A 13,542-nucleotide genomic window follows, 5' to 3' on the forward strand; every position below is an offset into this window, starting at 1 on the left:
TTTATTGGAAGTTTCGATAAAGCGCTGCCGGTTCTAACTCCGGGTGTTCAAAGGGATCCTCGTCGTCGAACTCATCCAGTTCCACATCCCCATCGATATCCATGTCCCCGCTCAACGAATGACTGAAACTGTCAGTCGCGGCAATAATCTGGAAATCCTGGATCTGGGTCCAGTAGCGAAGCGCGTCATCGGCGCGTGATAGGGCCAACGGCATGGTAGAGCCCCTTTCAAGCACTCGCTTCATAAAGGTGGCATGGGCCCGATAAGAAATCGGGCCCATGCCCCAGTAGAGGTAGTTCGACGCGCTGGCAACGTGTTGCCAACGCTGGGCCGCACCCAGCGCGGATTTGCCAAGTGCCGAGGTTTGCAGGCGCATATAGCGCCCGGAAAGCGCCAGCGATTTGTTGCTCAGGGCCTGCGCGGCACTCGCAATCGAGTTCGTGCCGTGGGACACCGCATGCGCAGCGAGCCCCACAACGGGTTTGACGATACCGGCCGTGATGCCCGCGAGCCCGAACGCAAGCCCCGCGGTTCCCAGGGCCTTGGATAATTTCGGATCGCTGTCCTGCAACAGGATCGACGCCAGGTCGAAATAGAATGACGCCGCGGAAGCGCCCGTCACCGCGATGGAAAAGGCCAGTGAGCCTCCGGCCGACAAGGGTGCCAGCATCGCACCCAGGCCGGTCAGTACCAGACTGAACTCACGGGTATGGATCAAGGGCATCCCGCCATGGCGACTGTATTGCGCAACCACCGTGTGCCCGTTGTAGTCATGGTTGTTGACCGGGTCCGCGTCGCAGTAACTGAACCGTGAGAGTCCTCCCGCGCCAAACGGGCTCCAGCTATCGGCGGCCTGGAAACGCTGCAGTTGCGGGTCGTACAGGCGGTAGCCATTGCCCAGGTGATAGAGCCCCAGGGCATTGAGCGGCTCGCCTTTGAAGCCGAGCCAGGTCACCGCGCGCGAGTCGGCTTCGCGATAACCGTAAGGCGTGTAGGTGAAGTACGTGACGTGCTTGTCGCTCAGGTCGATGCTTGCGAAAACACTGCCGGCGGCGTCGCGCAGTTCGAAAGAACGGGTTCGCGAAGGGTCACCCGCAGCGCTGAACACAACGCGGTCCTGTAGATAGCAACTCGGGCTGTCGTTCAGCAGCACGAACCGGCGCTCACTGAAACCCTGGCTGCTTTTGCCGTCGCGCTGGACCAGCGCGTAAATCCGCTCGTTGCGGTAATGGTAATGCTCGCTCCATTCACCCTGGCGTGCGCCGCGGGTCCGGCCGAGATCGTCGTAGGCAAACACATAATCCGCCTCGCCCTCGACAGAACAGGTGTCGACCTGGCCATTGCCGTGATAGGTGAAGCGCCGGTCAGCCTGCCGGGTCACCCTGCCGAACGGGTCATGTTCTGTCGGGCCGTTGTTCGACGCGGTGAGTTCCTCGAGTTTTCCGTAGCAGTATTCGAGGGTGCGGGTCGTGCAGGCGTCAGGGCGGGTGTTGCCGCTGTAGCAGTCATCTGCCCGGGACAGCACATTACCCAACGGGCAATAGGTGAAGACCTGCCGGACGCAACGCTCGCCCTCGTCGTTGCTTGCGCCAGGGCCGGAGCATGACCAGCTTTTCAGCCGTTTGAGCCCATCGTATTCGTAGCTGTCGCTACGCCTGGCCTTGCCTTTGACGTTCAAGCTGCTCTTTTGCAGGCGACCGTCGCCCAGCACCGTGCGCTCGATCACATGGGTATCAAGGCCGTCACCGGCGAAGGTGCGGCTGATCTCATGGCCGCTTTCGTTGTACTGGTAGGTCACGGTCATGCTGACGTCGGGGTTCAGCGCCTTGATGGTTTCTTTTGCCAGCAGGCCGCTGTCGGTGTAGGCGAACGTCGATTCGCAGCGCGCGTTGCTGGACCGGGTGATGCGGCCCAAGGCGTCGTATTGATAACGCGTTGCCCCGCCTTCCAGGCCCTCGAACCCGATAAGGTTGCCGCGCAGGCTGTAGCGGGAAATGGATTCGCAGGTGCCCTGTGCAGCGACTATCCGCTCGCTGCAGGTGAAGCCGCTGTTGCTGCTTTCGTAGCCCGCCAGGGTTGGCGGTGCAGGCTCATCGTCCTGAGCCGCGTCGAGCGTCTTCACCTGGCCCCAGACGCGCTGCGAATAAACGCTGCCCAGGCCATCCGCATTCTGACGCCCGACAAGCCGGCGCTCCGTTCCGGTGCCGATATCCTGAACATGGATGTCCACGTCATTGGCGGTGACGTTGGTGTACTTCCGGCTGATTTCAATGCCCTCGGTGGTGGCCGTGAGCACGCGCCCCATCGAGTCATAGGTGTAGGAAGACGCACCCGCGAAGGTGGGCGTCAGTTTTTCGAGTTGGCCATAGCCGTCGTAGCTGAACAAAAGGCTGTCCAGCTCGGTTTGCCTGTCGTCCTTATCCAGCTTCAGGTATTTGACCGATTCCGGTTGCCCGGCCGCGTTGCAGGCGCGGTGAACCAGCAGCCGGTCTTTTCCGGGCGTGCCAAAGGTTTCCTTCAGCGCACCGTGCTCGCCGTACTGGCGCTGTACCTGAAAACTGCCTTGGGTCAGGGTTTCACTGTCGGCGCCGATGGTCAGCGTCTGGCTCTTGCGGTCCAGCTCCTTGCCGTCGGCATCCTTGAGGACATGGGTGATCGTGTGGCTGCTCTGGGGGTCGGCGTCGCTCCAGTGTGTTTCACGGGTCATGCACTTGTTGTGGCTGCTGTCGTAATCGTCATCACAACGGCTGGCCCGCCGGCCACTGGGGTGATACGTGGCGCTGCTGGTTTGCAGCCAGGCAACGCCATCCGGACTGACCCAGCGCTCGCGCTCGCGGCCGAGCACATCCTTGATGACCCGGGTTCGCCGGGTTGCGTCGGTGCTGTGGGTTTCACACTGGTACAGCCCGCCCTTGAGCGCGGTCCACTGGAACAGCCGGTCAGTGCGCGTGCCGTCCGGCAGCGTCACCTCCTGGGCGACCAACCTGCCCTGCTCGTCGTATCGGTAGGCGGTCTCGATTCCGTCACAGTCCTTGGCCCACTGCCGGCGTCCGCTGTAGATGGAGCGGCGCTGGGACGAATGGACCTCGGGGCTGGTTGACGTCGAAGTGCGACGGCCTGAAACCGTGGTGTCGATGCACAGCGCATCGCCGCTGCCGTCCTGCGAAGGCTCCACCCGGTAGTCGAAGGTGGAGACAACGCCGTCGCGCTCTTTCGGCGCGCCCTCGGCGTCGAGCTGACGCCGGGTTTTCTGGGTAATCAGTCCATAGCCCGGTTTCTTGTTATCGCTCTGGTACTCCAGTGTTTCCAACAGCATGCCGCCGTTGGTCCAGGGCTTTAGCAGCCTGAACCCTCGGGCGTTTTCCTTGCTTTGCGCGACCAGGCTCTTTTTCAGGGCGGCAAGGTCATCGTCTGCTTTCTGCTTTTTGAAACTCTCCAGCAACTCCCTTGCGGCGGCATTGGCCACCTCAAGTTGCTGAGCGGACACATCGACTTCTTCGCACGACGGCTGCAACACCGTGAGTTTCTGTACGGGAACAAGCCCCGCGCCAAGGGTTTGGTAACCATAGTAAGTCAGGCTCAGGGCCCGTTTCTTTTTGCCATCCTTGCGGTAAACGAACATTGATTCGACATGCGTGCAACCGCCACTCATATCGCCTGGGTAGTTGAGTGCCACCGGCAACTGGAACGCTTCCTTGGCGTAATCATTGGCCGCGTAACTCATGCTCACTTCACTGTCGATGACCGTGCCCCAGGTAAACCCCTGCGAGGCGAAAGCATGCATTCCCCAACCAATCGGATTCAGATAGTCGAAGGCCTTGAAGAACAGACCGAAGAAGCTCGTGTCCTCGAATTTTGTAGCTTTTTCTTCTACCCGGTACTTCTTGTAATTGTTGTAGTACGTCCATTCGGTGACCGTGTCACCCCGGGTTCTGGACACCAGATTGCCGCTCGGACCGTATTCCAGGGTTTCCTCATCGACCGTTACTCCATCGACGGCCCGGGTGGATTTGACGATGGCCAGCGCATTTTTCTGGTCCAGCGTGACGTGTTGTTCCCGAGTGACCTTGATGCCGTTGGCGACCACTGATTCGGCAACCTGGCGCCCTTCCTCGAAGAGGCACTCGCGGATACCGAGCACCGTGCCCTCGGCCACGTCATCGCCCGCGCTGACCTGACGGCAAGTCATCGTGGTTTTGTCGTCACTGTACTCATAGGTTTCAACAAAGGTATCGACCCCGGCCCCGGGTGAAAGGCTGTAGCTGCTGACTTTATCCCCGTCGAAGAGCAAGGTTTCCGTGTGGGTGGAGCTCTCCACCACAGGCGCATCGCCTTCTTTCGCACCGGGAATGCTGTGCTGCCGGCAGACGTCGATCTTGCTGAGCTTGCCGTCGGTGGTTTCAAGCCGATAGACCGTCTTGCCCAGGATGCCGCAGCCCTCGACCTCGATGGTGACAATCGGGTCGTGCCCCTTGCGCTCGATTTCCTTGAAGGTATAGGTAACTTGCTCAGGCGTACCGGGGAACACTACAAACGCTTCGAAGATTTGAGCGTCCTTTGAAGTACGTTGGTACTTGCCCGCTTTTAACACCCGCACTTCTACCTGACGGCAGTGCTCGCCCTTGACCTTGAACAAGCATCGATCACCCGCCTCAATGGAATGCAGTCGCGCACAGCCATCTTTTCGTTCATAGACCTTGTCATCGTAGGTCCACTCAAAGTTCAAGGACTTGCCGCCAGGAGCGCTGAACCGGGTCAACACCACCTCGGCGATGTTTTCCCCGAACCTGGAAAACACCTCCCCCCCGCCGCCCTTGTGAGACACGCGGATCAGATGATTGAAGCGCGTGTAGGTAATGCCGATATCACCGAAGTCATTCTCGCCCCAGGTCAGTTCCTGACTGATCAAACGGCCATCACTGAGCGGCAATCCTTCCAGGAACGCTCCACGCATCCTCCCCGATGGCACCAGTTGCAAAAAAGGCCTGTCCAGGCTGCAGAACACGCTTAATTTGTAAGGCGTACTCAGCCCTTCATCCGCATACAAATCGGCGATCGGCAAAGAGAACATGCCCTGGCCGGTCTGCGGGTTAATGGAAACATGCTTGTGGAATAGTTCCGGATTAACAGAGGCCATGGACGGTGCTCCTGCGGAGGCGAATCATGCGCCATCCCAGCACCGCGCCGTTGTTGGCGCAACTGACAGAAATATCAGGTGCGCCGCACGAACCCTGTGGGAGCCGGCTTGCCGGCGATAGCGTCCTCAGCGTTCCCCCATTGAATGGATAAGCCCACGACGCCAACACCCAACCTTATCGCGAGCAAGCTCGCTCCTACACGAGCGCGCGAGTCCAGACGCCGCGGCGTGCGGCGTCATCAGAGCATCCAACCCCGTTCAGGCCCGGTACAAAATCACCAGATCATTGATCACCGAAGGCCGCTCCTGCCCCAGCACATGGATATTGATCTCCAGCGTCAGTTGCGTGCCGCGCCCGAGCAGTTCCACGCTCTTGACCCGCGCCCGCGCATGGATGCGCGCACCCGCCGGCACCGGCGCGGGGAAGCGCAGGCGGTCGGAGCCGTAGTTGATCTGGGTGCCGAAGCCGGTGATCTCGAAGCCCAATGCCAGTTTCATCCGCGATTGCAGCACCTGCACCAGCGCACCATGGGCGATGGTGCCGCCGAACGGGCTTTGCAGGCGCGCCCGCTCGGGGTCGGTGTGAATCCAGTAGTCATCGCCGGACAGTTGGGCAAAGGCGTCAATCAGCGCCTGGTCGACGACGATCACGTTGCTCCAGTCGCTGAAGCTGTCGCTGACCAGAGACTGCAAGGCGGCGGCATCGTTGAAGTCGATCTTGCGCACCGGCGCCGTATCCTCGGCCGGTTGCGGCTCGGGTTCCAGGCCCGGCAGCGGCTCCAGCGCGGCGGCGTCCTTGTCCAGGCCGGTAAAGCGCAACAGGCGGTTGCCCTTGCCATCCACTTCAGCGAACACCGGCTGCAAGGCCATGCCGATGTGGATTTCGTCTTCGTCCAGGCCCACCAGGTTGCTGTTGATCCGCACGCCTTCGGCCAGTTCGACCACCGCCAGTTTCTGCGGCATTTCATCGGCGAAGTCCGGCAGGGTCGGGATGCGCGTCAGGGTGTAGCTGTACAACGTTGCCCGGCCCGGCACTTCACGCCACGCCAGGTCATGGGCCAGGCACGACGGACAATGCCGGCGCGGGTAAAACACCCAGTGCGAACAGGCGTTGCACTGTTGGATCAGCAGGCGACGGGCCTTGATCCCTTCCCAGAACGGCGCGGAAATCTCCGTGGCAACGGGCATCGGTTTGTTGTTGGACATGCTCTTATGCTCCCTGAAGTATCAATGCGCCCTGCTCGCTCATCACGCCGCCGGTGCCGGAGACATAGACGGTGTCGCAGCCTTTGAGCTGACGCTCGCCCGCCGTGCCGGCAATCTGCGTCACCGCCTCGATCACCTGCGACATGCCGCCCGCGGACCCGGCCTGGCCGAAGCTGAGCTGGCCGCCATGGGTGTTCATCGGGAAATCGCCGCGCCAGGTCAGGTCGTGCTCGCGGACAAAGGCCATGCCCTCGCCCTTGCCGCAGAAACCGGCGTCTTCCAGGGTCAGCAAGGCGGTGATGGTGTAGCAGTCGTAGATTTGCGCGGCATCGACGTCCGCCGGCTTGAGCCCGGCCATGGCGAAGGCGCGCTGGGACGCCGGGCCGATCGGCGTGTGGATCATGTCCGCGGCATAGGACGGCGACTTGAACGCAAGGTGCTCGCCGAAACCGGTGACGAAGGCCGGGCGCTTGCGCGAACGGGCCGCGACTTCCTTCGAGGCGATGATCATCGCCGCGCCACCCGCCACCGGCATGACGATTTCAAGGACGTGCAGCGGGTCGGCGACCATGCGGCTGGCCAGCACTTGCTCGATGGTCAGCGGCTGGCCGTAGAACATCGCCTCCGGGTTGGCCTGGGCGTTGGTGCGCTGGTCCACGGCGATTTTCGCCAGGGCCACCGGGTCGTAGCCGTACTGCGCCGCGTAGCGCTGGGCGATCATCGCGTAACCGGTGTTCTGGCCCATATGCCCGTAAGGCAGGTCGAACTCGGCTTCCGGCGCGCCAAACGCCGTGCTGTGACCGCCGAAGCGCATGGCCCGGGCCATCCAGCTCGGGTCTTCGTCCGGGCCGAACGGCGCCATGCGCGCCGGCAGCACGCACAGCACGGCCTGGCACAGGCCCAGTTCGATGGCGGCGGCGGCGCGCCAGACCATGCCCACCGAGGTGCAGCCGCCCAGGTCGACCACTTCGGCAAAGTTCAGGCGCAGGCCCAGGTACTCGGCGGCCATGGCCGGGACGAACACCGACGCCTCATGAAACTGCGGGCCATTGATCACCAGCCCGTCCAGGTCCTCGGCCTTGAGCCCGGCGTCGCGCAAGGCGCGGGCGGCCAGGTCGGCGACCTGCTCCAGGTGAAACATCTTCGGCGCGGTGGCGTACTTCTCCGGCTTGTATTGCGCGGTGCCAACGATGGCCGCGTGCCCTTTGAGGCCCATAGTCCCTCCCCGTCCGGGCCTGTGGCCCGGTTGTTGTGTCGATGATGGTGAAAGCCCGGGCCAGCGCAGGCCGCCCGGGCCGCGTGCGACTCAGAAGCTGTATTTCATCGAGAACGTGGCGTAGTCGCGGTCGGCGAACGGACGCTTGACCGGGTCCGCCGAGCCCAGGTAGCCGGTGTAGTTGAGGCCGACTTCGAGGTTGCCCAGGTACTTGAACGTGGTGCCTACGCTCAGGCGTCGGTCGCCCTGCACGCCGGAGATGCTGCCGGCCATGGGTGTCGAGCCGCTGAACACGTTGGAGAAGCGCACTGGCACTTCCAGATCCCAGCCCTGGAAAACCCCCGGATAACTGAACGATGCGCCCAGGGTGTAGGCGCTGGAGTCGCGGCTGCGCCAGGCGGATGAAGTCTTGTAGGTGTAGTCATCGGAATTCCCCACCATGCCGCCGAGTGACGGCAACAGGTTGACGCCTTGCAGGTTGGGCGCGGCGGAGGCGTCATCGACGCTGTCCACCCGTACATGAACGACTTCGGCGGTCAGCGTGGTCTGGCTGGCCCAGGGCCGGTCGCCCAGCACGCGCATCGCCGACAGTTGCATCTGCTGGCCCTTGCCGCGGGTCGGCACCGGCCCCAGACCGGTGTTGACCATCACCGGCGCGCCGTCGCGGTACGACCATTCGCCACCGATCTGGTACTCGCCGAGCTTGGTCGAAGCGCTGATACCGGTGAGCTTGATGTCCTCGAAGTACTTGACCTTGTAGCCGTTGGCGGCAAAGGCATAGAGGCCGCCACCCACCGGCACCGGGTCATAGCCCACCAGGGCGGTGGCCGGGTTCTTGTCGTGGTAGTTGACGTGGAACAGCGACATCTCGATCGCCGGCACCGGCCGGAAGCGCACCTGCACGCCCCACTGGCCGCTGTCGCGCGGTTCGTCGGTGCCGCGATAAGCGATCTTGCTGGTGCCGCTGTAAAGGAATTCGCGGCCCGGGCCGATCACATCGCTGCTGGACAAGTAGCTGCCCACCGGCGGCAGTTCGGTGCCCTTCCATTCGTACTGCACATAGGCGCCGAAGGTGATTTGCGGGTTGAGGCGGAACGACGCCGAGACCTGCCCCACCGGCAGCAGCACTTCCTTGACCTCGACCCCGGGCTGCGCGGCCTTGACCGCGTCGGACGGGTTCTGCACGCCGTTGACGCCGGGGTAGTACAGGCTTTCGCCCCAGGACTCGATATGCCGCCCGGCCTTGACGTCGAGCATGGTGTCGTTGTCGAAACGCCAGCCGCCGAACACGTAGGCATCCAGCAGGCGGGTGCGGCCGCCGCTGTAGTAGCGGGTGTCGCTGGTGAATTCGTCGTGGTCGCCGCTCTTGTTCACGGTGGCCGGCGAGTCGTTGTCGTTGCTCTTGTGGTAGACGTCGTCGTAGAAGGTACTGGCGCGCACCACCGCGCCGTAGTTGTCCTTGCGCAGGATCATCTCGCCGAGGGCACCGATGCGGTTGGTGGTCAGGGCGCCACGGTCGAAGTTGCGGTTGGCGTCGTCGGCGTTGACGCCCATCAGCCGCCTGCTCTGCTCGCCCAGGCGCACCCCGACGCCGTAGCTGGTGGTCACCGACCAGTCGATGGTGGCGCCGTTGTCGAACTCGATGGTCTCGCCGGCCAAGGCCTGCGTCGATGCCAGGGCAATGGCCGCCGCCAGGCAGGTGACCTGGCCCCCGCGTGAGCCAAGGCCAGGCGCATTATTGTTGTTTTTATCGATCACACTGACTCTCCTGTGTGGCAACCGTCGGGTTGCCGGGTTTGAGCAACATTGCCGCCGTGCCGGACGCTCACAACACGTCGCGCGGATCGGTGGCGGGTGCGTCGGGATCGCGCCGTCGGTAGCGGTAGAGCCCGCCGTGTTCCGCCCGCGACAGCGACCCTTCGGCCATGAGGAAGTTGGCATGGGCCAACGTTTCGCCCAGCGCCATCAGTTCGTCGAAACGACCGGACAGCTTCGGGAACAGCACGGCCATCAGCTCGAGCGCGCTGCGCGGCTCGTCGCAGGTGGCCAACAGCAGCGCCAGGTGGGCCCGGTGATGGGCCGCCAACTGGTCCAGGCGTGCATGCAGGTTGAAGAACGGACGTTCGTGGGCCGGCAGCACCAGCACGCTGTCGGGGACGTCGCGCAGGTGATCGATCGAGGCCAGCCAGTCGCGCAGCGGATCGGCGTCCGGCTCGGTGGCGTGCACGCCCACCGTCGAGGTGATGCGCGGCAGCACCTGATCGCCGGAAATCAGCAACCCGTCGTCTTCGGCGTACAGGCAGGCGTGCTCCGGCGAATGGCCGCGCCCCACCACTACCCGCCACGCGCGGCCACCGATGCGCAGGCGATCGCCCTCGCGCAGGCGCCGGTAACTGTTGAAGTGCAGCGGGCGGAAATGCCCGTTCTGGATGGTCCGGTACATGTCGCCGGCCTGTTCGGCGTTGAAGCCGGCCCGGGCGTAGTGCGCGAGGAAGTCCCAGCCCGGCTCGGCGCCGCTCGGCACCTTCACGTACAGCGACTGGTACTCGGCCTCGGTCATGTACACCGGGCAACGAAAACGCTCGGCCAGCCAGCCGGCGACACCGGCGTGGTCGGAATGGAAATGGGTGCACACCACCGCCCGCAGCGGCTGGCCGGCGCACAGCCCGGTGAACACCTGCTCCCAGACTTCGCGGGTCTGCTCGGTGTTCATCCCGGTGTCCACCGCCACCCAGCCGTCGCCGTCGCGCAGCAGGTAGAGGTTGATGTGGTCGAGGCGAAACGGCAGCGGCATGCGCAGCCAGAACACGCCGTCCGCCACCTTGCGCACCTCGCCGCCAGCCGGCGCTTCGGGCCAGGGGTAGCGCAGGCCGTCGCGCAGTTCGTGGCCGTTGTGGTCGAGGTCAGCCATGGTCGGCGACCACGAACGGTGCCAGTTCCAGGCGCTGCAGCAAGGCCCGCGAATACGGCTGGTAAGTGCCGGACTGCTCGTCACGGATGTACAGCGGATCGCGGCACGCGTCCGGGCAATAACCCTGGCGCTGCAGATCGACCTTGCGCAGCTTGAAGGTGCTGGTCAGGTCCGCCGCCGCGCTGACCCGCACGAACAGCGGCGCGGCGTAGCGCGGCAGACGCTCTTCGCTCAGGGCATACAGCGCCTGCGGATCGAACACTTCGCCCGCCTGCATCAGCACCGCCGCCATGCCGGCGCGGCCTTCGTGGCCCGGCACCTGCACGCCGTAGATATTGATCAGTTCCAGTCCCGGCAGGTCGCCCAGCGCGTCGGCCACTTCCTGGGTCGAGACGTTCTCGCTCTTCCAGCGGAAGGTGTCGCCGATGCGGTCGACGAAGTAGCAGTAGCCATCGGCGTCCTGGCGCAGCAGGTCGCCCGAGCTCCACCAGGCATCGCCTTCGCGCAGCACATTGCGGCGGATCTTGCTCTCGGTGGCGTCGGCCGAGGTGTAGCCCTCGAAGCGCCCGCCGCCGATCTCCGGGTGGTTGACGATAAAGCCCATGGCCTCGCCCACCTCGCCCACTTCGCAGACCTGATAGAAGCCGTTTTCATCCCGCGGATGGCAGTCGTTTTCCACGTCGAAGCGGATCAGCCGCAGGTTGGTGCGTGTCCAATCGGGAACCCGGCCGCAGGCGCCGACATAATTGTCGACGTTGATCAGCGCGGTGTTGGCCTCGGTGGCGCCCCAGCCTTCGAACACCTGGACCGGGCCGAAGCGCTCGATCCAGCGCTGCCAGGACTCCGGGGTCAGGCCGGCGCCGAGCATGCAGCGCAGGTTGTGGTCCCGCTCGCCGGGTTGTTCCGGGCGGTTGAGCAGGTAGCGGCAGATTTCGCCGATGTACTGGAACACGCTGATGTTGTGGCGCACCACATCGCGCCAGAACTCGCTGACGCTGAACTTGCGCCGCACCACGATACTGGCGCCGGCGCGCAGCGCGGTGGAGGTCACCGAGGTGGCGGCGGCGCCGTGGTACAGCGGCAGGCAGCAGTAGAAAACGTCGTCGCAGGTCGCCGCCAGGGTGACTTCCATCACGTCCCCCGAGGACATCCAGCGCATATGGCTGTAGCGCGCCGCCTTGGGCAGGCCGGTGGTGCCGGAGGTGAAGATCAGCAAGGTCGGCGCCTGCGCCTCGACCGCCGCGCGGATATCCCGCGGGAAGGCGCTGCGCGGCGCGCTGTCCAGGCGCGTGGCGAACTGGCGGTCGATAAAGCCGGGCAGATCGCCCGCCCAGCGGTTTTCCTCGTCGCCCACCAGCCAGTAGGCCAGCGTCGGCAGGCCCTCGGTGGCGAGCACGTTGCCCAGGCATTCTTCGCCGATCACCAGGGCTTTGGCCGCGGTGGTTTCCAGTGCGTGCAACAGCGGCCGGCCGTTGACCTGGGTATTGATGAAAGCCACCACCACACCCAGCTTGACCAGGCCGAACCAGGTGCAGAAGAACGCCGGGCGGTTCTCCATGACCATGGCGCAGACGTCGCCGGCGCGCAGGCCCTTGGCGTAGAAGGTGTGGGCCATCTGGTTGGCGCGGGCGTCCACTTCGGCGTAGCTCAGGGTCTGCTCGCCGTAGATCAGAAAGGGCCGCTCGGCGAAGCGCTCAGCTTGTTGCTCCAGGCGGTCGGCCAGGGTGTAGTGGTCCGCCGGCTTGATCTGCGCGGCCGCCGCGCCGCGCCGGTCGAGGATGGCCTGGGTCTGCTCGCGGGGCACCACGACGCTGGACGGCAGGCCGGACGATGGCAGGGTCATGGGGTCACCTCCGCCGCCAGGCTAAGCGCGGGGTAATCGGTGTAGCCCCGCGGGCCGGCGGTGTAGAGGGTCTTGCGGTCAAAGGCGGCCAGTGGCTGGCCGTGGCGCAGGCGCTCGACCAGGTCCGGGTTGGCGATGAAATGCCGACCGAACGACACCGCCACACCCTCGCCCGCGTCCACCGCGGCGCGGGCCGAGGCGCCGTCGAAACCGTCATTGAGGATCAGCCGCTGATTGCCGTGGGCACGGGCCAGGGCGAAGGCATCGAGATTGCCGAGCGGCGAACGCATCACATGCAGGTAGGCCAACTCCAGCGGCGCCAGCGCGGTGCACAGGGCAATCGCGGTGGCGGCGGGGTCGTCGTCCTGGATGTCGTTGTAGGGATTGCCCGGGCAGAACCGCACGGCGACTCGCCCGACACCAATGGCATCGGCCATCGCCTGCACGGCTTCAGCGACGAACCGCACGCGATTTTCCGCGCTGCCGCCGTAGGCGTCGGTGCGCTGGTTGCTGCCCGAGGCGAGGAACTGCATCGGCAGGTAGCCGCTGGTGCAATGCAGCTCGACGCCGTCGAAGCCGGCCTCGCGGGCATTCAGCGCGGCCTGGCGGTACTCGGCGATCACCGCGGCGATGCCTTCGATGCTCAGGGCTTCGGGCTGCTCGGTGTCGGCCATGCCCACCGCGTCGGTGAACACCTGGGTGTTGGCGCGCAGTGCCGAAGGCGCCACGGTGGCCGCCCCGGCCGGCTTGTTGTAACGGCTGGCGGCGCGGCCGACGTGCATCAGTTGCAGGACGATGCGCCCGCCCTCTTCGTGCACGGCGCGGGTCACCTGGCGCCAGGCGGCGATCTGTTCGGCGGTGTAGATCGCCGGGGTGCGGCAATAGCCCAGGCCACTGGCCGACGGCGCGGTGCCTTCGGCGACGATCAGCCCGGCGCTGGCCCGCTGGCGGTAGTATTCGACCATGTCGGCGGTGGCAACGGCCTGCGCGTCGGCGCGGCTGCGGGTCATCGGGGCCATGACGATACGGTTGGCCAGTTGCAGTTCGCCCAGGCGCACCGGCTCGAACAAGATGCTCATGTCAGCTCCTTAACTTCTTGTTGTGTCCGGGGCTGACGGGCCGCTTGGCGCATTGCCGCAACCCCGGAGATGGGCTGCATGATTGATCCGCGGCGAGGCTGAAACATCGTCCGACAAGACTAGTTTCGCGGCTTCAGGTAAGGTCGGCAG

At 64.5% G+C, this 13,542-nt stretch carries 7 protein-coding genes; all 7 read right to left on the reverse strand.

Translation table 11 applies throughout. The features are described 5' to 3' along the window. Position 1: 1 nt before the first annotated feature. The 7 genes from CKW37_RS07135 to CKW37_RS07165 all read right to left on the reverse strand — a co-directional run bounded on the left by CKW37_RS07135 (position 2) and on the right by CKW37_RS07165 (position 13,392). Complete coding sequence (locus CKW37_RS07135) at positions 2–5,137, reverse strand: RHS repeat domain-containing protein (RefSeq protein ID WP_095154986.1); 5,136 nt, start codon at positions 5,135–5,137, stop codon at positions 2–4. 258 nt (positions 5,138–5,395) lie between these two features. Beyond that, positions 5,396–6,343 (reverse strand): OB-fold domain-containing protein, encoded by a 948-nt coding sequence (locus CKW37_RS07140; protein WP_095154987.1) that lies wholly within the window; start codon positions 6,341–6,343, stop codon positions 5,396–5,398. Between the two features lie 4 nt (positions 6,344–6,347). Beyond that, complete coding sequence (locus CKW37_RS07145; protein WP_095154988.1) at positions 6,348–7,559, reverse strand: thiolase family protein; 1,212 nt, start codon at positions 7,557–7,559, stop codon at positions 6,348–6,350. 90 nt (positions 7,560–7,649) lie between these two features. Continuing rightward, positions 7,650–9,317, reverse strand: coding sequence for a DUF1302 domain-containing protein (locus CKW37_RS07150; protein WP_095154989.1), 1,668 nt, complete (start codon positions 9,315–9,317; stop codon positions 7,650–7,652). Positions 9,318–9,384: 67 nt separating this feature from the next. After that, positions 9,385–10,470: an MBL fold metallo-hydrolase gene (locus CKW37_RS07155; protein ID WP_095154990.1), complete on the reverse strand. Its 1,086-nt coding sequence runs from the start codon at positions 10,468–10,470 to the stop codon at positions 9,385–9,387. Further along, complete coding sequence (locus CKW37_RS07160) at positions 10,463–12,313, reverse strand: long-chain-acyl-CoA synthetase (protein ID WP_095154991.1); 1,851 nt, start codon at positions 12,311–12,313, stop codon at positions 10,463–10,465. Before CKW37_RS07160 ends, CKW37_RS07155 begins: the two co-directional genes overlap by 8 nt. After that, on the reverse strand, positions 12,310–13,392 hold the full coding sequence (locus CKW37_RS07165) for an alkene reductase (protein ID WP_095154992.1): 1,083 nt from the start codon (positions 13,390–13,392) through the stop codon (positions 12,310–12,312). The genes CKW37_RS07160 and CKW37_RS07165 overlap by 4 nt, the downstream gene beginning before the upstream one ends. Positions 13,393–13,542: the final 150 nt, after the last annotated feature.

The organism is Pseudomonas sp. Irchel 3E13, assembly GCF_900187455.1.
In the GTDB taxonomy this organism is placed as follows: domain Bacteria; phylum Pseudomonadota; class Gammaproteobacteria; order Pseudomonadales; family Pseudomonadaceae; genus Aquipseudomonas.